Source organism: Marihabitans asiaticum (assembly GCF_007828725.1).
Lineage (GTDB): Bacteria > Actinomycetota > Actinomycetes > Actinomycetales > Dermatophilaceae > Marihabitans > Marihabitans asiaticum.
In genome coordinates, this window is record NZ_VIUW01000001.1 from 723,198 (window position 1) to 743,205 (window position 20,008).

The window sequence follows — 20,008 nt, forward strand, 5'->3', positions numbered from 1 at the left end:
GAAGGGGGAGAGGTCAGCCGCGCGGGGAGAGAGCCTCACGCATGGGCAGGAACTTCGCGTCGGACTCGGCGACCTCGCTGGCGGTGTCCGAGCCGGCGACGATGCCGCACCCGGCGTAGAGACGCAGCGACCGGGGCGAGGTGAAGACACCGCAGCGCAGCGCGATCCCCCACTCGCCGTCACCCCCGGCGTCCATCCACCCGACCGGGCCGGCGTAGCGACCGCGGTCCATCTGCTCGAGCTCGGCGATGACCTCACCGGCGACCGCGGTGGGGGTGCCGCACACCGCGGCCGAGGGGTGCAGGGAGGCGGCGAGGGTGAGCGAGGTCGAGGTGTCGTCGACGACGCCGGCGACGTCGGTCGCGAGGTGCATCACGTTGTTCAGGTGGAGGACGAAGGGCGCCTCGGGCACGTTCATCGAGCTCGTGTGCTCGGCGAGGGCGTCGGCGACCGAGCGCACCGCGTACTCGTGCTCCTCGAGGTCCTTGCTGCTCCGGGCGAGCGAGCCGGCGAGGGCCAGGTCATGGCTGTCGTCGCCGGTGCGCCGGATCGTCCCGGCGAGCACCCGCGAGGTCACCAGCCCCCGCTCGAGCCGCACGAGCATCTCCGGCGTGGCACCGACGATCCCCGCGACGGCGAAGACCCACGTCGTGTCGTAGTCCTCGGCGAGCCGGCGCAGGATCCACCGGGGGTCGATGTCGACGTCGGAGTCGACGTCGAGGCTGCGCGCGAGGACCACCTTGTCGAGCTCGTCGTCGGCGATGCGGTGCAGCGCCTGGTCGACCGCCCCGGCCCACGACCCGGCGGAGAGCTCGCCGTCGCTGAACCGGACGGCCTGCGGGGCGGCCGGCTCCGGCTGCGGTCCGAGGCGCTCGTCGGTCCCCGATGCCGGGGGGTCGTCGGCGGCGGCGATGGTCGTCACCCAGGCGTGCCGGCCCCTCCGGCCGACGACGACCTCAGGCACGACGAGGCGCGACGGGATGTCGGAGTCCGCGGCGAACGCCATGGACCCGAAGCACACGAGGCCGCTGCCCGGCTGGTCCACCGCGTCCTCGACCTCGGCGGCGTCGGCGGTCTCGCGCCACCATCGCTCGGCCGCCTCGAAGCGGTCCTCGCCGCTGGTCTCGTAGGAGGCAGCGACTCCCCAGCCGATCACCCCTTCGCCCTTGCGGACCCAGGACAGCACCTCGTCGTGCGCGCTGACCGGCAGCAGGGCCAGGAGGTCGCTCGCGTCGCTGAGCGGGATCGAGCGGCTTCGTGCGTGCAAGGGCACGGCCGCGTCCGCGTGCGAAGGGGTCGGGTCCAGGGTCGTCATCGCCGGGCAAGCCTACGCCCGGGTACTCCCGCCGGCCCCCGGCCTCGCCCGGCACACGAAACCCAGCTGGCTGGGTCTTGATGAGCCAGCTGGGTTTCGAGACCCAGCCAGTTCCACGAAACCCAGCCGGCTGGGTTTCGTGGAGCCGGGACTGGGGGCGAAGGGGGAGGGCGAAGGGGGTGGGAGGATGTCGGCCATGACCCGCGCCTCGCTCGAGAAGGACCCCCGTGACGTCGCCGCGATGTTCGACGATGTCGCTGCGCGCTACGACCTGACCAACGACGTGCTCTCCCTCGGGCAGGACCGGCTCTGGCGCAAGGCGGTGCTCGAGGCGGTCGGAGCCCGGACGGGGGAGCGGGTCCTCGACATCGCCGCCGGGACCGCGACCTCGAGCGAGCCCTTCGCCCAGGGCGGGGTCGACGTCGTGCCCGCCGACTTCTCCCTCGGCATGCTTCGCGAGGGCAAGCGCCGCAGCCCCCAGCTGGGCCTCACCGCCGCCGACGCCATGCGCCTGCCCTTCGCCGACGAGAGCTTCGATGCGGTGACGATGTCCTTCGGCCTGCGCAACGTCGCCGACCGGCACGTCGCGCTGGAGGAGTTCCGCCGGGTCACCCGGCCGGGCGGGCGGCTCGTCGTCTGCGAGTTCAGCGACCCGGTCGTCCCGGTGTTCCGCACGATCTACAAGCGCTACCTCATGGCGGCGCTCCCCGCGATCGCCCGCCGGATCAGCTCCAACCCGGAGTCCTATGTCTACCTCGCCGAGTCGATCCAGGCCTGGCCCGACCAGCGTCAGCTGGCGAGCGACCTCGTCGCGGCCGGCTGGGGCGAGGTGGAGTGGACCAACCTCAGCGGCGGGGTGGTGGCGCTGCACCGCGGCGTCGCTGCCTGATCCTCCCGTCGAGGCTGCTCGCTGCGCTCGTCCGCCGAAGGGGGCGTCGAGGGACCGCGTCGGGTTAGGCGATCCTCACTGATCCCACCGTCGCGGCATGGGTAACCTGTCGTAGTTCGTGAATCCGTTCACAAGCACCCCAAGGACGAGCGTGACCCACCCCGCCACCGAGGCAGAGACCACCGGCGCGACCGCCGGCGAGGTCGTGCATGCCGATGTCGTGGTCGTCGGCGCCGGGCCGGGCGGCAGCGCCACCGCCGCGTGGCTCGCGCAGGCCGGCCGAGACGTCGTGCTGCTGGAGAAGTCCGCCTTCCCCCGCGACAAGATCTGCGGTGACGGGCTGACCCCGCGCGCGGTGCGCCAGCTGATGCACCTCGGCCTGCCGACCGACGAGACCGACGGCTGGGCGCACAACCAGGGCCTGCGGATCATCGGCGGCGGCATGCGGCTGCAGCTCGACTGGCCCGACGTCGACTCCTTCCCCTCCTTCGGCATGGTCCGGGCCCGCGGCGACCTCGACGAGCGGCTGGCCCGGCACGCGCAGAGCTGCGGCGCGCGGCTGCTGGAGCGGCACAACGTCACCGAGCCGGTGCGCGACGAGACCGGCCGGGTCGTCGGCGTCGTCGCCAAGGTGATGAACGACCAGGGTCGGGCCACCGGCGAGCGGGTGACCTTCCGTGCCCCGGTCGTCGTCGCCTCCGACGGCGTCAGCTCGCGCCTCGCCGTGGCCATGGGCCGGGAGAAGCGCGAGGACCGCCCGATGGGCGTCGCGGTGCGTGCCTACTACGAGACCCCGCGGCATGACGACCCGTACATGGAGTCCCACCTCGAGCTGTGGACGAAGGGGGAGGACGGCCGCGACATCCTCATGCCGGGCTACGGCTGGCTCTTCGGCGTCGGCGACGGCCGGAGCAACATCGGCCTGGGCATCCTCAACACCTCCGACGCCTTCGGCAGGACCGACTACAAGGACGTCATGCGCCGCTGGGTGGCCTCGATGCCCCAGGAGTGGGGGATCTCCGAGGCGACGATCACCGGGCCGATCAAGTCTGCGGCCCTGCCGATGGCCTTCAACCGTCAGCCGCTCTACGCCGACGGCCTGCTCCTCGTCGGCGACTCCGGCGGGATGGTCAACCCCTTCAACGGCGAGGGCATCGACTACGCCCTCGAGGCGGGCAACGTCGCCGCCGAGGTCATCGACGAGGCCCTCCGGGCGTCGAGCCTCGCGGCCCGTGAGGCAGTGCTGCAGCGCTACGCCCTGCGGATGAAGCAGATGCACGGCGGCTACTTCCGGCTCGGCGCCGAGTTCGCCAAGCTCATCGGCAACCCCGACGTCATGCGCCTGGCCACGAAGTACGGCCTGCCCCGGACGACGCTCATGCGGTTCCTGCTCAAGCTCATGGCCAACTTGCCGCAGGAGCGTGGCGGCGGGTTCGACGACCGGCTGATCAATGCCATGACTCGCCTGGCCCCGAGCGCATGATCTCGGGCATGGCACCTAGGATTGATGACGTGCGTCACAGCACGACGCGAACGGAAAGTGAGGTCAGCGCGCGATGAACCCGTACATCCCGCTCGGCATCCTCCTGGCCCTCGGCTTCGGCTTCGCCCTGCTGTCGGTCGGTACCAGCCTCGTCGTCGGCCCGGCGCGTGCCAACGTCGCCAAGGCCCAGGCCTACGAGTGCGGCATCCAGCCCACCCCCCAGGCGCCCGAGGGCGGGCGCTTCCCCGTGAAGTACTACCTCACGGCCATGCTCTTCGTGATCTTCGACATCGAGGCGCTCTTCCTCTACCCCTTCGCCGTCGCCTTCGACCAACTCGGCCTCTTCACCCTGATGGCCGTCGTCCTCTTCCTCCTCAACTCGTTCTTCGTCGCGGACGCCTACGTGTGGCGCCGGGGCGGCTTCGAGTGGGACTGATCAGCACCAGGAGAAAAGTCACATGGGACTCGAGGAGAAGCTGCCCGCAGGCATCGCGCTGACGACGCTGGAGAATGTCGTCGGCTACATGCGCAAGGCCTCCATCTGGCCGGCGACCTTCGGACTGGCCTGCTGCGCCATCGAGATGATGGCGGTCGGCACGCCGTACTACGACCTCGCCCGCTTCGGCATGGAGCGCTTCGCGGCGACCCCGCGCCAGGCCGACCTGATGATCGTCGCCGGACGCGTCAGCCAGAAGATGGCGCCGGTCGTGCGGCAGGTCTACGACCAGATGGCCAACCCCAAGTGGGTCATCTCGATGGGTGTGTGCGCCAGCTCGGGCGGGATGTTCAACAACTACGCCATCGTCCAGGGCGTCGACCACATCATCCCCGTCGACATCTACCTGCCGGGCTGCCCGCCGCGCCCCGAGATGCTGCTCAACGCGATCATCGAGCTGCACGAGCAGATCCAGTCCAGCAAGCTCGGGGTCAACCGCGAGGCCGCCGCACGCGCCGCCGAGCAGGCCGCGCTGCGGGCGACGCCCACCGAGCAGATGGCGCCCACCCACGACCACGAGTCCCTCGTCGGAAGGAACCTCCTGGCATGAGTGAGGAGAAGAAGGACCGGCCGACCGCCGAGGTCGCCAAGGCCGACGAGCAGGGCGTCCACCGGGTCGGTGAGGGCCTGGGCGGCACCGCGAACAAGGGCTTCCCCTCGACCGAGAGCCTCACCGGGACCAACCGCCCGGTCGAGTACACCAACACCCGCCCGCAGGCGCCGGAGGGCGAGAGCACCTCGGTCCCCGAGGGGCACGAGCCGGTCGTCGTCGGCGAGCGGCGTGGCATGTTCGGCGCGAGCAGCGGCGCCGACACCTCCGGCTACGGCGGGCTGCGCAGCCCGATCCTCTTCCCCGGCGCCTCCCAGCGGCCGTACGGCGGCTACTTCGACGCCGTCGTCGACGCCCTCGAGGAGACCACCGGCGCGGGGACGCTCCGGACCGTCGTCGTCGACCGCGGCGAGCTCACCCTGCACGTCGCCCCCGAGCACCTGCTGACCGTCATGCAGGCCCTGCGCGACGAGCCGGCGCTGCGCTTCGAGATGTGCATGTCGGTCTCCGGGGTGCACTACCCCGACCTGGAGGGCTCCGAGCTGCACGCCGTCTTCCAGCTGCTCTCGATCACCCACCACGGCCGGCGCGTCCGGGTCGAGTGCGGGGTCCCGGACGAGCACCCGCACATGCCCAGCGTCGTCGGGATCTACCCGGCCGCCGACTGGCACGAGCGGGAGACCTGGGACATGTTCGGGATCGTCTTCGACGGGCACCCGGCCCTGACCCGGATCCTCATGCCGGACGACTGGCCCGGCCACCCCCAGCGCAAGGACTACCCGCTCGGCGGTGTCCCCGTCGAGTACAAGGGCGGCACCATCCCGCCGCCCGACCAGCGGAGGTCGTACACCTGATGTCCACGTCCACGAGCTTCTCTGCCACCCCCCCGATGGACGAGGCCGCCGAGGGCCACGTCATCGACGTCTCCGGCGGCGACTGGGACGAGCAGATCGGCGACCTCGGGATGCACCCCGAGGAGCGGATCGTCGTCAACATGGGTCCGCAGCACCCGTCCACGCACGGCGTGCTCCGCCTCATCCTCGAGCTCGACGGCGAGACCGTCACCGAGACCCGCGCGGGCATCGGCTACCTGCACACGGGCATCGAGAAGAACATGGAGTTCCGCACCTGGACCCAGGGCGTGACCTTCTGCACCCGGATGGACTACCTCACGCCGATGTTCCAGGAGGCGGCGTACTGCCTCTCCGTGGAGCGCCTGCTCGGCATCGAGGACGAGATCCCCGAGCGGGCCAACGCGATCCGCGTGCTCATGATGGAGCTGACCCGCGTCTCCTCCCACCTCATCTGCCTCGGCACCGGCGGCATGGAGCTCGGCGCGACGACGGTCATGACGATCGGCTTCCGCGAGCGCGAGCGGCTGCTCTCGATCATCGAGAACATCACCGGCCTGCGGATGAACAACGCCTACATCCGCCCCGGCGGCGTCGCGCAGGACCTCTCGAGCAACTCGATCGAGATGATCCGCGAGTACGTGCCCGTCGTGCGCAAGGGCATCGGTGAGCTCGAGCAGCTCCTCCTGGAGAACCCCATCCTCAAGGGCCGCCTGAAGAACGTCGGCTACCTCTCGCTCACCGGGTGCACCGCGCTCGGCATCACCGGGCCGATCCTGCGCTCGACCGGCCTGCCGCACGACCTGCGCAAGCTCGCCCCCTACTGCGGCTACGAGAAGTACGACTTCGAGGTCGTCACCCGCACCGGCGCGGACGCCTACGACCGCCTGGCGATCCGGCTCGAGGAGATGCGCGAGAGCCTGAAGATCATCGAGCAGGTGACCGACGAGCTCGAGGCCAACCCCGGCCCGGTCATGGTCGCCGACAAGAAGATCGCCTGGCCGGCCCAGCTGGCCCTCGGCGGTGACGGCCTCGGCAACAGCCTCGAGCACATCCGCAACATCATGGGCACCTCGATGGAGGCGCTGATCCACCACTTCAAGATCGTCACCGAGGGCTTCCGGGTGCCGCCCGGCCAGGCCTATGTGGCGGTCGAGTCCCCGAAGGGGGAGCTGGGGTGCCACACGGTGAGCGAAGGGGGGACCCGGCCTTACCGGGCCCACTTCCGTGACCCGAGCTTCAACAACCTGCAGGCCGCATCGGCGATGTGCGAGGGCGGCAACCTCGCCGACGTCGTCGTCGCGGTCGCGAGTATCGACCCCGTGATGGGAGGCGTCGACCGATGAGTGGTGGCTTCGGAGAGGTGACCGTCTCGGGTCACCTGCACGTCAGCAGCGAGAGCAAGGAGCCCTACGACGACGAGGTCCTCGAGACCCTGTCGGCGGAGGCCGAGCAGGTCATCGCCCGGTACCCGCAGAAGCGCTCGGCGCTGCTGCCGCTGCTGCACCTCGTGCAGTCCGTGGACGGGTACGTCACCGGCCGCGGCATCGAGTTCTGCGCCGGCGTGCTCGACCTCACCACCGCGGAGGTCTCCGGCGTCGCGACCTTCTACACCCAGTACAAGCGCCACCCCAACGGCGAGTACACGGTCGGGGTCTGCACCAACACCCTCTGCGCGATCATGGGCGGTGACCAGATCTTCGACACCGTCTCCGAGCACCTCGGCATCGGCCACGACGAGACGACCGAGGACGGGATGATCACCCTCGAGCGGGTCGAGTGCAACGCCGCGTGCGACTACGCCCCGGTCGTCATGGCCAACTGGGAGTTCTTCGACCACCAGACGCCCGAGTCCACCACCGCGCTCGTCGACGACCTGCGGGCCGGCAAGGAGGTCACCCCCTCCCGGGGCCCCTCGCGGGTGTGCTCCTTCAAGCAGGTCTCGCGGGTGCTCGCCGGGTTCTCCGACGGCCTCGCCGACGAGGGACCCGGTGCGGGTGCGGCCTCGCTGCGCGGGGTCGAGGTGGCCAAGCGCGAAGGGTGGCAGGCTCCCCCTTCGCACTCCGGCTCCCAGGCCACCGAGGAGGAGCCCTCCGCGGCCGGTGCCTCCGTGTCCGGCCAGGCAGCCGGCCGGCACGACTCGGTCAACGCCCCGACCAACGAGCCGGACGAGACGCCGACCGGCGAGGACGCGCAGGCGGCCGAGGCGACCAAGCTCGCCGACGACGACAACAAGGACGAGAACACCCCGGGAGAGGGTGAGTGACATGGCCACCCAGCTGACACCGATCCTCACGAAGTTCTGGGACCACCCCCAGTCCTGGACGCTGGCGACCTACGAGGACAACGAGGGCTACCAGGCGCTGAAGCAGGCGCTGACGATGGAGCCCGCCGACCTCGTGCAGATGGCCAAGGACTCAGGCCTGCGCGGCCGCGGTGGGGCTGGCTTCCCCACCGGCATGAAGTGGGGCTTCCTGCCCCCCGACGACGGCGGGCCGCGCTACCTCGTGGTCAACGCCGACGAGTCCGAGCCGGGCACGTGCAAGGACATCCCGCTGATGATGGCCGCCCCGCACTTCCTCATCGAAGGGGTGGCGATCACCTCCTTCGCGATCGGGTGCAACCACGCCTTCATCTACGTCCGGGGTGAGGTCGTGCACGTCTACCGCCGGCTGCTGCGGGCGGTGGAGGAGGCCTACGCGGCCGGCTACCTCGGCAAGGACATCCAGGGCACCGGCTACGACCTCGACGTCACCGTGCACGCCGGCGCCGGGGCCTACATCTGCGGCGAGGAGACGGCGCTGCTGGACTCCCTCGAGGGCCGCCGCGGCCAGCCTCGGCTCAAGCCCCCCTTCCCGGCCGTCGCCGGGCTCTACGCGCGGCCGACCGTCGTCAACAACGTCGAGTCGATCGCCTCGATCCCGCCGATCCTGCTGCACGGCTCGGACTGGTTCGCCGACATGGGCACCGAGAAGTCGCAGGGCTTCGGCATCTTCAGCCTCTCCGGTCACGTGAAGTACCCGGGCCAGTACGAGGCACCGCTGGGCATCACCCTGCGCGAGCTGATCGACATGGCCGGCGGTATGCGCGACCCGAGCAAGAAGCTGAAGTTCTGGACCCCGGGCGGGTCCTCCACCCCGATCTTCACCGACCGTCACCTCGACGTCCCGCTCGACTTCGAGTCCGTGGCCGCCGAGGGCTCGATGCTCGGCACGCGCGCGCTGCAGATCTTCGACGAGACGGTCTCGGTGGTCCGCGCGGTCTCGCGGTGGATCGACTTCTACAAGCACGAGTCCTGCGGCAAGTGCACCCCGTGCCGCGAGGGCACGTGGTGGCTGGCCCAGGTGCTCGAGCGGCTCGAGCACGGCAAGGGCACGCCGGAGGACATCGACAAGCTCGTCGACATCTGCGACAACATCCTCGGCCGCAGCTTCTGCGCCCTCGGTGACGGCGCGACGAGCCCGGTGACCTCGGCGGTGAAGTACTTCCGGGAGGAGTTCGAGGTCGGGTGCCACACCCCGTGGTGGGAGGCCTTCCCGCCGGAGGCCTCGACCCTCTTCAACCAGCGATCCGTGAAGGTGAACGCATGACCGTCACGAGCGACAAGAGCTCGGGCGAGGCGCCCGAGGTCGAGATGGTCGCGCTGACCATCGACGGCCTCGAGGTCTCGGTCCCCAAGGACACCCTCGTCATCCGCGCCGCCGAGCAGCTGGGCATCCAGATCCCACGCTTCTGCGACCACCCCGGCCTGGACCCGGTCGGCGCCTGCCGGCAGTGCCTCGTCGAGGTCGCGATGCCCGACCGCGAGGGCAACGTCAAGCCGATGCCCAAGCCGCAGGCCTCGTGCACGATGACCGTGGCCCCCGGCATGGAGGTCAAGACCCAGCTCACCTCCGCCGTCGCCGACAAGGCGCAGCAGGGCGTCATGGAGCTGCTGCTCGTCAATCACCCCCTGGACTGCCCGGTCTGCGACAAGGGCGGGGAGTGCCCGCTGCAGAACCAGGCGATGAGCAACGGGCGGGCGAGCTCGCGCTTCGAGGACGTCAAGCGCACCTACCCCAAGCCGATCAACATCTCCAGCCAGGTGCTGCTCGACCGCGAGCGCTGCATCCTCTGCGCCCGGTGCACCCGCTTCTCCGACCAGGTCGCCGGTGACCCCTTCATCGCGCTCGTCGAGCGAGGCGCGCTGCAGCAGGTCGGCATCTACGAGGAGCAGCCCTTCGAGAGCTACTTCTCCGGCAACACGGTGCAGATCTGCCCGGTCGGCGCGCTGACCGGCGCGGCCTACCGCTTCCGCTCCCGCCCCTTCGACCTCGTCTCCACCGCGAGCGTGTGCGAGCACTGCGCCAGCGGCTGCTCCCTTCGCGTGGACCACCGCCGGGGCAAGGTCATGCGGCGCATGGCCCTGGCCACCCCGGAGGTCAACGAGGAGTGGAACTGCGACAAGGGTCGCTGGGCCTTCACCTACCCCATGCTCGACGACCGCTTCGAGCTGCCGATGGTGCGCCGCGACGGCGAGCTCGTCCCGGTCTCCTGGCAGGAGGCCCTGGCGGTCGCCGCCGACGGGCTGCGCGCCACCCGCTCCGCCGTGCTCGTCGGAGGCCGCGTCGGACGCGAGGACGCCTACGCCTACGGCAAGCTCGCCCGCCTCGCGCTGGGCACCAATGACGTCGACTTCCGGGCCCGCCCGCACTCGGCCGAGGAGGAGCGCTACCTCGCCGAGCACGTCGTCGGCTCCACCCCCGAGACCGGCGGCGTGACCTACGCCGACCTCGACACCGCCACGACCGTCGTCCTCGTCGGCTTCGAGCCCGAGGAGGAGTCGCCGATCGTCTTCCTGCGGCTGCGCAAGGCCTACCGCAAGGCCGCGACCAAGGTCTTCTCGATCGCGCCGCTGGAGACCCGCGGGCTGGACAAGCTCGGCGGGACGCTCCTGCCGAGCGCTCCCGGCACCGAGACCGAGGTGCTGCAGGCCCTCGCCGGTGACGGCACGAGCGAGCACATGGGCAGCGACGCCTTCGCCGCCGCCCGGACCGCGCTGCGCGACCCGGGTGCGATCGTCCTCGTCGGCGAGCGCCTGGCCACCGTGCCCGGCGCCCTCGCCGCCGCCGCCGACCTCGCCCGTAGCGCCTCCGGCCGCGTCGCCTGGGTGCCCCGCCGCGCCGGTGAGCGTGGTGCGCTCGACGCCGGCACGCTGCCGAGCCTGCTGCCGGGCGGCCGCCTCGTCGCCGACCAGGCCGACCGCTCCGAGATCGCCGAGCTGTGGCAGGCCGAGACCGAGCTGCCGACCACCCCTGGCCGCGACACCGCCGCCATCCTCGAGTCCGCGTCGATCGGCGAGATCGGCGGGCTCGTCGTCGGCGGTGTCGACGTCGACGACATCGGCCACGCCGACGGCCACGAGGCGCTGCGCCGCGCCTTCGTCGTCTCCCTCGACCTGCGCGAGAGCACGGTCACCCCCTTCGCGGACGTCGTCCTGCCGGTCGCCCCGCACGACGAGAGCGAAGGGAGCTTCCTGGACTGGGAGGGCCGCCCCCGCCCGTACCGGGCGGCCCTGGACACCACCGCGATGGCCGACCACCGGGTGCTCTCCATGCTCGCCGACGAGCTGGGGGTCTTCCTCGGCACCCGGTCGCTGCGTGAGGTGCGCGCCGAGATGGACGCTCTCGCCCCCCGCGCCCCCCAGGGCGGCCGCACCGACGACGCAGGGGACCCCCCTTCGCCGGTGTCGGTCCCAAGTCCCGGCCCGGGCGAGATGGTCCTCGCGACCTGGCGAACCCTCCTGGACCGCGGGACGATGCAGGACGGCGAGCCCTTCCTCGCCGGCACCGCCAAGGCCCCGCGGGCGGTGATGTCACCGGTCAGCGCCGAGACCCTCTCGATCGTGCCCGGGGACCTCGTCACCGTCTCCGGCGGAGGAGTCCGGGTCACCGTGCCCGTCCACATCCAGCCGATGGTCGACCACGTCGTGTGGCTGCCGACCAACTCCGAGAGCTGTGACCTGCGTGCCCTGGCCGGCCAGGCCGGAGCCGTCGTCACCGTGACCAAGGGTGGTGCCGCATGACCGACCTCGTCGTCCTCGCCGCCGAGGTGAACCCCTCGATCCCGCGGGCGGACTTCAGCGACACCCCGGTGTGGCTCTCGCTGGTCAAGGCGCTGATGATCTTCGTCTACCTGCTGCTCTCCGTGCTGCTGGTGATCTGGTTCGAGCGCCGAATCATCGGCCGGATGCAGCAGCGCCCCGGGCCCAACCGCAACGGCCCCTTCGGGCTGCTGCAGACCCTCGCCGACGGCATGAAGTCGATGCTCAAGGAGGACGTGCGGCCCAAGGCCGCCGACGCCTTCATCTTCACCATCGCCCCGCTGATCTTCGCGACGATGGCCTTCGTCGGCTTCGCGATCATCCCCTTCGGCGGGGACGTGATGATGTTCGGGCACCGCACCCCGCTGCAGCTGACCGACCTGCCGGTCGCCGCGCTGCTCGTGCTCGCCGTCGCCGGTGTCGCCGCCTACGGGATCGTCCTCGCCGGCTGGTCCTCGGGCTCGACCTACCCGCTGCTCGGTGGTCTGCGCGCCACCGCCCAGCTCATCTCCTACGAGATCGCGATGGGTCTGGCGATCGTCGCCGTCTTCCTCTACGCCGGGTCGATGAGCACGAGCCAGATCGTCCACGCGCAGCAGGACATGTGGTTCATCATCCCGGCGTGCGTCAGCTTCGTCGTCTACGTCATCACGATGGTCGGCGAGACCAACCGGCTGCCGGTCGACCTCGCCGAGGGTGAGGGTGAGATCGTCGGTGGCTACTTCACCGAGTACTCCGGCATGCGCTTCGCGATGTTCTTCCTCGGCGAGTACATCAACATGTTCACCGTCTCCGCGCTCGCCACGACCCTCTTCCTCGGGGGCCCCGCGGCACCTCCTGGCATCGCCGCGATCGGCGACGGGATGTTCAACGGCGGCTGGTGGGGCGTCCTGTGGGTCACCCTCAAGCTGTGGATGTTCATGTTCTTCTTCGTCTGGCTCCGCGGGTCGCTCCCGCGAACCCGGTACGACCAGTTCATGAAGTTCGGCTGGAAGTTCCTCATCCCGGTCACCCTCGTGTGGGTCATCGCCGTGGCCTTCATGCGCGCGGCCCGGCCCGAGGTCGGCTTCTTCGGCAGCGGGGTGGTCAGCCTGGGCGGCCTGGAGATCTCCATCGCCTCGCTCATCGTCATTGGCTTCATCGCCGCGATCGTCCTCGGAGGCACCTGGCTCTGGGAGACCAGGACCGAGCAGCAGACCAAGGCCGCCGAGGCCGCCGCCGCGATCCCGGGCGAGGTCGACCCCTTCGCCGGCGGCCACCCCGTGCCGCCGCTGCCCGGCCAGCGGCTCGTCGAGAGCCCGCGCGGCCGCGGGGGAGCGACCGCGCTCGCCGAGGCACCGGCGCGCCGGGACGGCACTGACAGCACCCACGACAGCACCACGAGCAGCGACAAGGAGCAGCACCGTGGCTGACGAGAGCAAGGGCGGGTTCTTCTCGGACCTCTTCGCCCCGGTCGCCGGGTTCGGCGTCACCTTCTCGACGATGTTCCGGAAGGTGGCCACCCAGGAGTACCCCGAGGTCAAGTGGCCCACGCAGCCGCGCTTCCACGGGCGCCACCAGCTCAACCGGCACCCCGACGGGCTGGAGAAGTGCGTCGGCTGCGAGCTGTGCGCCTGGGCCTGCCCGGCGGACGCGATCATGGTCGAGGGCGAGAGCAACGACGACGAGGCGGGCCTGCGCTTCAGCCCCGGCGAGCGGTACGGGCGGATCTACCAGATCAACTACCTGCGGTGCATCTTCTGCGGGCTGTGCATCGAGGCCTGCCCGACCCGGGCGCTGACCATGACCAACGAGTACGAGCTGGCCGACAACAACCGCGCCGACCTCATCTTCACCAAGGAGCAGCTGCTCGCGCCGGTGCAGCAGGGGATGCTCCCCGCGCCCCACCCGATGGTCGAGGGCATGGAGGAGCGCGACTACTACCAGGGCAAGGTCACCCAGGCCACGCCCGAGCAGCAGGCGTGGGTCGAGCACCACCACGCCGATCACGCCGACGGCCCGGCGAGGAACGAGGACGACGTGGAGGCGCGGTCATGACCAGCACGGGCGAAGGGGTGACCTTCTGGGCCGTGGCGATCGTCGCCGTCGGCGCGTCGCTCGCTCTGCTCTTCGCACGCAAGGCAGTGCACGCCGCGATCGGCATGGTCGTGACGATGATCTGCCTCGGCGTGCTCTACATGATCTCGCTCGAGGCGCCCTTCCTTGGGGTGGTGCACATCTTCGTCTACACCGGCGCGGTGATGATGCTTTTCCTCTTCGTCGTCATGCTCGTCGGCGTCGACCACTCCGACAGCCTCGTCGAGACGCTCACCGGGCACCGGTTCGCCACCGCGGTCCTCTCCCTCGGCCTGATCGTGCTGCTCTTCTCGATGGTCGGGCGGATCAGCTACGACGGCGAGCCGAGCCTGGCTGGCCCCAGCCAGGACCCGGGCAACGTCGTCGCGATGGCGCACTACGCCTTCGGCCCCTACATCTGGGTCTTCGAGGTCACCGCAGCGCTGCTCATCACCGCCGCGCTCGGCGCGATGGTGCTGGCCCACCGCGAGCGGCTCACCCCCAAGCCGACCCAACGCATGCTCAGCGAGCGCCGGTTCCGCGAGGGCAAGAACGTCGCCGGGCTCCCGGTGCCCGGCGTCTACGCACGCCACAACGCGGTCGACACCCCGGCGCTGCTGCCCGACGGCAGCATCTCCGAGCTGTCGATCAACCGCACGCTCGCCGCGCGTGACCAGGTCACGGTGCCCACCCGCTACGTCGAGCTGTCCGGACGCACCGAGAGCTCGATCGAGGAGGGCAACCAGCGATGAGCTACCTCAACTACATCCTGCTCGCCTCGGTGCTCTTCACCGTCGGCGGAGCGACCGTGCTACTGCGGCGCAACGCGCTCGTGGTCTTCATGGGGGTCGAGCTCATGCTCAACGCCGCCAACCTCGTCTTCGTCACCTTCGCCCGGATGCACGGGAGCTTCGAAGGTCAGGCGATCGCCCTCTTCGTCATGGTCGTCGCAGCCGCCGAGGTCGTCGTCGGCCTCGGCATCATCATGGCGATCTTCCGTGCCCGCCGGTCGGCCTCGGTCGACGACGCCAACCTGCTGAAGCTGTAAGGAGCCGGACAAGGTGCACAACCAGCTGATGGTCTCCCTGGTCGGCGAAGGGGGAGCCGCTGCGGCCAGCGCAGCCTCGGGCCTGACGGCCTGGGGCTGGCTGCTCGTCGCGCTGCCCCTCGCCGGCGCCGCGCTGCTCCTCCTGGGGGGCCGGGCGACGAACTCCTTCGGGCCGCTCCTCGCGACCGGCCTGTCCTGGGCCTCTTTCGCGCTCGGCGCCGCGATCCTCGTCGCGATGCTGGGCCAGGACCCGGCCGAGCGGGCCGCCCACCTCGACCTCTACGAGTGGATTCCCGCCGGAGGCTTCGAGCTCTCCGCCGGGATGCTCATCGACCCGCTGTCGATCAGCTTCGTGCTGCTCGTGACCTTCGTCGGGTCGCTGATCCACGTCTACTCCCTGGGGTACATGGAGCACGACCCGGACAAGCGGCGCTTCTTCGCCTACCTCAACCTCTTCGTCGCGGCGATGCTGCTGCTCGTCCTCGCCGACTCCTACCTCCTGCTCTTCGTCGGCTGGGAGGGCGTCGGTCTCGCGTCGTACCTGCTCATCGGCTTCTGGAACCACAAGCCGGCCTACGCGACCGCGGCCAACAAGGCCTTCGTCGTCAACCGCGTCGGTGACATCGGGATGGCGCTGGCGATCGCGCTGATCTTCGCCACCTTCGGTGCGGTCGACTTCGCCACGGTCAACGCCGGGGTGCCTGACGCCTCGACCGCGGCGCTCACCGCGATCGGCCTGCTGCTGCTCCTCGGGGCGTGCGGCAAGTCCGCGCAGTTCCCGCTGCAGAGCTGGCTCGGCGACGCCATGGCCGGCCCGACGCCGGTCTCGGCCCTGATCCACGCCGCGACGATGGTCACCGCGGGTGTCTACCTCATCGTGCGCAGCCACGCGATCTTCGACGCTTCGCCCGACGCGCGGCTCGTCGTCGCGATCGTCGGCGCGATCACGCTCGTCTACGGAGCGGTCGTCGGCTGCGCCAAGGACGACATCAAGAAGGCCCTCGCAGCCTCGACGATGAGCCAGATCGGCTACATGATGCTCGCCGCCGGCCTCGGGCCGGTCGGCTACGCCTTCGCGATCTTCCACCTCATCACCCACGGCTTCTTCAAGGCCGGGATGTTCCTCGGCGCCGGGTCGGTCATGCACGGCATGAACGACCAGGTCGACATGCGCCGCTTCGGCGCGCTGTCCGGGGCGATGAAGATCACCTGGATCACCTTCGGGCTGGGCTGGCTCGCGATCCTCGGCGTTCCCCCCTTCGCCGGCTTCTGGTCCAAGGACAAGATCATCGAGGCCGCCTTCATCGGCGAGGGCTGGCAGCCGTGGGTGTTCGGGCTTACCGCCCTCCTCGGCGCCGGAGTCACCGCGTTCTACATGTCCCGTCTGTTCCTCATGACCTTCCACGGCAAGGCGCGCTGGACCGACGACGTGCACCCGCACGAGTCCCCAGCGACGATGACGGTGCCGATGATCATCCTCGCGGTCGGCTCCGCCGCCCTCGGTCTGGTCATGGTGCTCCTGGACTTCCCGGCCTGGCTCGAGCCGGTGCTCGGCCACCACGAGCACGAGCACCCGGTGCTGCCGATCCCGGTGATCATGGGCGCGACGCTGGTCGTCGTCGCGATCGGCCTCGCCCTGGCCTGGTTCCGGTACGTCAAGGAGAGCGTCCCGACGACCGCGCCGAAGGGGTCCCTGCTCACCCGCGCGGCCCGCGAGGACCTCTACCAGGACCAGATCAACTCCGGGTTCTTCCAGTGGCCCGGCATCCTGCTGACCAGAAGCCTCAACTACGCCGACAAGGCGGGCGTCGACGGTGCCTTGAGCGGCCTGGCCGCAGGTATCGGCGGGTCCTCCTCGGCCCTGCGCAAGGTGCAGAACGGCTTCGCGCGTAGCTATGCCCTGACGATGCTCGCCGGCGTCGTCGTCTTCCTCGGTGCTCTGTGGGTGATCAACTGATGTCGGACTTCCCTTGGCTCACCCTGCTGATCGTCGTCCCGCTCGTCGGGTCGCTGGTCACGGCCTTCCTCCCCGGGGGACTGGCCAAGCGGGTCGCCCTCGGCGTCTCGCTGCTGACGCTGGCCATCGGCGTGGCCGCCGCCACGCAGTTCCAGACCGGCTCCGGTGAGCAGTTCCAGCTCGCCGAGCAGCACTCCTGGATCCCCTCGCTCGGCGTCTCCTACGCCCTCGGGGTCGACGGCATCTCGCTGGCCCTGATCCTCATGGCGCTCGTCCTCGCGCCGATCTGCCTCCTCGCCGCCTGGCACGACCTGGACCGGCGGCAAACGGCGAGTCTGGCGGCCAGCGCGGAGGACGAGACGGTCTCGACCCGCAGCGAGAGCACCTACTTCGCGCTGCTGCTCTCGCTCCTGCCGTTCATGGTCGGGGTCTTCGCCGCGACCGACGTCTTCCTCTTCTACGTCTTCTTCGAGGCGATGCTCATCCCGGTGTACTTCCTCATCGGGCTCTACGGCGGTGAGCGCCGCCAGTACGCCGCGGTGAAGTTCCTCCTGTACTCCCTCGCGGGCGGGCTGATCATGCTCGTCGCCGTCATCGGTCTCTACATCGCCGGCCCCGGCGGCTCCGACGGCTTCCTCGTCGAGCGCCTCACCGGCCTGGAGATCGGCGGCAGCACCGAGAAGTGGCTCTTCCTCGGCTTCTTCATCGCCTTCGCGATCAAGGCGCCGATGTGGCCCGTGCACACCTGGCTGCCCGACGCGGCCGCCGAGTCCCGGCCGGCCGTGGCGACCCTGCTCGTCGGCGTGCTCGACAAGGTCGGGACCTACGGCATGATCCGCTTCTGCCTCCAGCTCTTCCCCGAGGCCAGCCAGTGGGCCACCCCGGTGGTCATCGCGCTCGCGCTGGTGTCGATCCTCTATGGCGCGGTGCTTGCCATCGGCCAGGTCGACATGATGCGGCTCATCGCCTTCACCTCGATCAGCCACTTCGGCTTCATCGTGCTGGGCATCTTCGCCTTCACCTCCACGGCCCATGCCGGGTCGAACCTCTACATGATCAACCACGGCTTCAGCACCGCCGCGCTCTTCCTCGTCGCCGGGATGCTCGTCGCGCGTCGCGGCAGCACGCGGATCGACGCCTACGGCGGCTGGCAGCGGGTCACCCCGGTGCTCGCGGGCGTCTTCCTCGTCGCGGGTCTGTCCGCGCTCGCGCTGCCTGGCCTGAGCTCCTTCGTCTCGGAGTTCCTCGTGATCACCGGCACCTTCCAGCGCTACCCGTGGGCGGGTGCGATCGCTGCCCTCGGCCTGGTGCTCGCCGCGCTCTACGTGCTCCTCCTGTACAAGCGGGTCATGACCGGCCCGACGCCGGAGATCGTCGAGGGGGAGCCGACCCTGCTCCGCGGGGACGAGTCGGCGCAGCGGGAGCAGGACCTGCCGTACATCCGTGAGGACCTCGACGAAGGGGTGCGTGCCGGCCGGATCGGCCTCGTCGCCGACCTCAGCTGGCGGGAGAAGGCGGTCGTCGCCCCGCTCATCGCGAGCTTCCTCATCCTCGGCTTCTACCCCGCGCCGGTGCTCGACGTGCTGAACCCGGCGGTCGAGCGGACGCTGGACCTCGTCGGGGTGAGCGATCCCGACCATGCCGTCCCCGCGTCCTCGGCCGAGTCCGCCGACGCCTCGACCAACGGGAGTGACCACTGATGACTGCCCTGCTCACCCTGCCCGCAGCGGGCGAGTTCGAGATGGCGGACATCAACTATGTCGCCATCGCGCCGATGATCGTCGTCTTCGCGGCGGCGGTACTGGGCGTCCTCGTCGAGGCCTTCGCGCCGCGTCGCCTCCGGTACCCGATCCAGGTCGGGCTGGCGGTCCTCGCCCTGGTCATCGCCTTCGCGGCCCTGGTCCTCCCCGATGCCGACTCGGTGACGGGGACGACGGTCGCCGGCACGCTGGCCGTGGACGGCCCGAGCCGCTTCCTCAGCGGGGTGCTGCTGGCCCTCGGGCTGGTCGGTCTGCTCGTGATGGCCGAGCGGTTCGGCGGCGAGGGGCCGGACGCCTTCACGCCGATGGGGGCCGCGACTCCCGGCTCGGCGATCGAGAGTGCCGCGGCCCGGGCCGGCCTGGCCACGACCGAGGTCTTCCCGCTCGCGCTCTTCAGCCTCGGCGGCATGATGATGTTCACCTCCGCGAACGACCTGCTCTCGATGTTCGTCGCGCTCGAGGTGCTCTCGCTGCCGCTCTACATCCTCACCGGGCTGGCGCGTCGGCGTCGCCTCCTCTCGCAGGAGGCCGCCCTGAAGTACTTCCTTCTCGGGGCGTTCAGCTCGGCGTTCTTCCTCTTCGGCGCAGGCCTGATCTACGGCTACGCCGGGTCGATCCGCATCCCCGCGATCGGTGAGGCCGCGGCCGCGTCGAGCGGTGACCTCGAGCCGCTGCTCCTGCCCGGCGTCGCGATGCTGCTCGTCGGCCTGCTCTTCAAGGTCGGGGCGGTGCCCTTCCACTCCTGGACCCCTGACGTCTACCAGGGCGCGCCGTCCCCGGTCACCGGCTTCATGGCCGCCTGCACCAAGATCGCGGCCTTCGGGGCGCTGCTGCGGCTGGTCTACGTGGGCCTGGAGAGCACGCGGTGGGAGTGGCGCCCGGGCGTGGTCGTCATCGCCGCGCTGACGATGATCGTCGGGGCCGTGCTCTCGGTGACCCAGACCGACATCAAGCGACTGCTCGCCTACAGCTCGGTGGCGCACGCCGGCTTCATCCTCGTCGGCCTGCTCGCCTTCGACATCACCGCGGTGGGCGGGGTGATGTTCTACCTCGTGGCCTACGGCGCCTCGACCATCGCCGCCTTCGCGCTGGTCAACATGGTCCGCGAGAACGGCGCGGAGGCCACCCACCTCTCCCAGTGGGCCGGTCTGGGACGACGGCACCCGTGGGTGGCGGCCGCGATGACGCTGCTGCTCCTCGCCTTCGCCGGTATCCCGCTCACCTCCGGCTTCACGGCGAAGGTCGCCGCCTTCATGCCCGCGGTCGCGCACGGTGGGCTCTCCGGGGTCCTCCTCGTGGTCATCGGTGTGCTTGCCAGCGCCGTGACCGCCTTCGTGTACGTCAAGGTCATCGTGCTCATGTACTTCACCGCTCCGTCCGGTGACGTGGGCCTGGCCCAGCCGGCGCTGCTCTCCGTCGTCGCGATCGCCGTCGGGGTCGTCCTCACCGTGCTGCTCGGTGTCGTCCCCGGCCCGCTGCTCGACCTCGCCGCGCAGTCGAGCACCTTCGTGCGGTGACCGCT

Annotated in this window: 17 protein-coding genes; 16 read left to right on the plus strand and 1 reads right to left on the minus strand. The window is 70.4% G+C overall.

Features of this window, described 5'->3' with window-relative positions; genetic code table 11:
- Window positions 1-13 precede the first annotated feature (13 nt).
- A complete protein-coding gene (locus FB557_RS03425; RefSeq protein ID WP_144855531.1) occupies window positions 14-1,315 on the minus strand; it encodes an isochorismate synthase in 1,302 nt (433 codons plus the stop codon).
- A 196-nt stretch (window positions 1,316-1,511) separates the two neighbouring features.
- On the opposite strand from FB557_RS03425, the gene FB557_RS03430 reads away from it, so the two are divergent.
- The 16 genes from FB557_RS03430 (at window position 1,512) to nuoN (ending at window position 20,003) form a co-directional block, all read left to right on the plus strand.
- The gene (locus FB557_RS03430) at window positions 1,512-2,204 is read left to right on the plus strand and encodes a demethylmenaquinone methyltransferase (protein ID WP_144856065.1); all 693 of its coding nucleotides are present in this window, start codon (window positions 1,512-1,514) and stop codon (window positions 2,202-2,204) included.
- Window positions 2,205-2,355: 151 nt separating this feature from the next.
- Window positions 2,356-3,687, plus strand: coding sequence for a geranylgeranyl reductase family protein (locus FB557_RS03435; RefSeq protein WP_246074368.1), 1,332 nt, complete (start codon window positions 2,356-2,358; stop codon window positions 3,685-3,687).
- 73 nt (window positions 3,688-3,760) lie between these two features.
- A complete protein-coding gene (locus FB557_RS03440; RefSeq protein ID WP_144855533.1) occupies window positions 3,761-4,123 on the plus strand; it encodes an NADH-quinone oxidoreductase subunit A in 363 nt (120 codons plus the stop codon).
- 22 nt (window positions 4,124-4,145) lie between these two features.
- Window positions 4,146-4,733: a NuoB/complex I 20 kDa subunit family protein gene (locus tag FB557_RS03445; protein ID WP_144855535.1), complete on the plus strand. Its 588-nt coding sequence runs from the start codon at window positions 4,146-4,148 to the stop codon at window positions 4,731-4,733.
- Window positions 4,730-5,587 (plus strand): NADH-quinone oxidoreductase subunit C, encoded by an 858-nt coding sequence (locus FB557_RS03450; protein ID WP_144855537.1) that lies wholly within the window; start codon window positions 4,730-4,732, stop codon window positions 5,585-5,587. The genes FB557_RS03445 and FB557_RS03450 overlap by 4 nt, the downstream gene beginning before the upstream one ends.
- Window positions 5,587-6,930 (plus strand): NADH-quinone oxidoreductase subunit D, encoded by a 1,344-nt coding sequence (locus FB557_RS03455; RefSeq protein WP_144855539.1) that lies wholly within the window; start codon window positions 5,587-5,589, stop codon window positions 6,928-6,930. Before FB557_RS03450 ends, FB557_RS03455 begins: the two co-directional genes overlap by 1 nt.
- On the plus strand, window positions 6,927-7,850 hold the full coding sequence (gene nuoE / locus FB557_RS03460; protein WP_144855541.1) for an NADH-quinone oxidoreductase subunit NuoE: 924 nt from the start codon (window positions 6,927-6,929) through the stop codon (window positions 7,848-7,850). Before FB557_RS03455 ends, nuoE begins: the two co-directional genes overlap by 4 nt.
- 1 nt (window position 7,851) lies before the next feature.
- Window positions 7,852-9,174 carry an NADH-quinone oxidoreductase subunit NuoF gene (gene nuoF, locus FB557_RS03465; RefSeq protein ID WP_144855543.1) on the plus strand — a complete coding sequence of 441 codons (1,323 nt, stop codon included), beginning with the start codon at window positions 7,852-7,854 and terminating at the stop codon, window positions 9,172-9,174.
- Window positions 9,171-11,648: an NADH-quinone oxidoreductase subunit G gene (locus FB557_RS03470; protein ID WP_144855545.1), complete on the plus strand. Its 2,478-nt coding sequence runs from the start codon at window positions 9,171-9,173 to the stop codon at window positions 11,646-11,648. The genes nuoF and FB557_RS03470 overlap by 4 nt, the downstream gene beginning before the upstream one ends.
- Window positions 11,645-13,078 carry an NADH-quinone oxidoreductase subunit NuoH gene (nuoH, locus tag FB557_RS03475; RefSeq protein ID WP_144855547.1) on the plus strand — a complete coding sequence of 478 codons (1,434 nt, stop codon included), beginning with the start codon at window positions 11,645-11,647 and terminating at the stop codon, window positions 13,076-13,078. The genes FB557_RS03470 and nuoH overlap by 4 nt, the downstream gene beginning before the upstream one ends.
- A complete protein-coding gene (nuoI, locus tag FB557_RS03480; protein ID WP_144855549.1) occupies window positions 13,071-13,703 on the plus strand; it encodes an NADH-quinone oxidoreductase subunit NuoI in 633 nt (210 codons plus the stop codon). Before nuoH ends, nuoI begins: the two co-directional genes overlap by 8 nt.
- On the plus strand, window positions 13,700-14,473 hold the full coding sequence (locus FB557_RS03485; protein WP_144855551.1) for an NADH-quinone oxidoreductase subunit J: 774 nt from the start codon (window positions 13,700-13,702) through the stop codon (window positions 14,471-14,473). The genes nuoI and FB557_RS03485 overlap by 4 nt, the downstream gene beginning before the upstream one ends.
- Window positions 14,470-14,769 (plus strand): NADH-quinone oxidoreductase subunit NuoK, encoded by a 300-nt coding sequence (gene nuoK, locus FB557_RS03490; RefSeq protein ID WP_144855553.1) that lies wholly within the window; start codon window positions 14,470-14,472, stop codon window positions 14,767-14,769. Before FB557_RS03485 ends, nuoK begins: the two co-directional genes overlap by 4 nt.
- Before the next feature lie 28 nt (window positions 14,770-14,797).
- A complete protein-coding gene (gene nuoL, locus FB557_RS03495; RefSeq protein WP_144856070.1) occupies window positions 14,798-16,726 on the plus strand; it encodes an NADH-quinone oxidoreductase subunit L in 1,929 nt (642 codons plus the stop codon).
- Complete coding sequence (locus FB557_RS03500; RefSeq protein ID WP_144855555.1) at window positions 16,726-18,426, plus strand: NADH-quinone oxidoreductase subunit M; 1,701 nt, start codon at window positions 16,726-16,728, stop codon at window positions 18,424-18,426. Before nuoL ends, FB557_RS03500 begins: the two co-directional genes overlap by 1 nt.
- Window positions 18,426-20,003 (plus strand): NADH-quinone oxidoreductase subunit NuoN, encoded by a 1,578-nt coding sequence (gene nuoN, locus FB557_RS03505; protein ID WP_144855557.1) that lies wholly within the window; start codon window positions 18,426-18,428, stop codon window positions 20,001-20,003. Before FB557_RS03500 ends, nuoN begins: the two co-directional genes overlap by 1 nt.
- Window positions 20,004-20,008 lie beyond the last annotated feature (5 nt).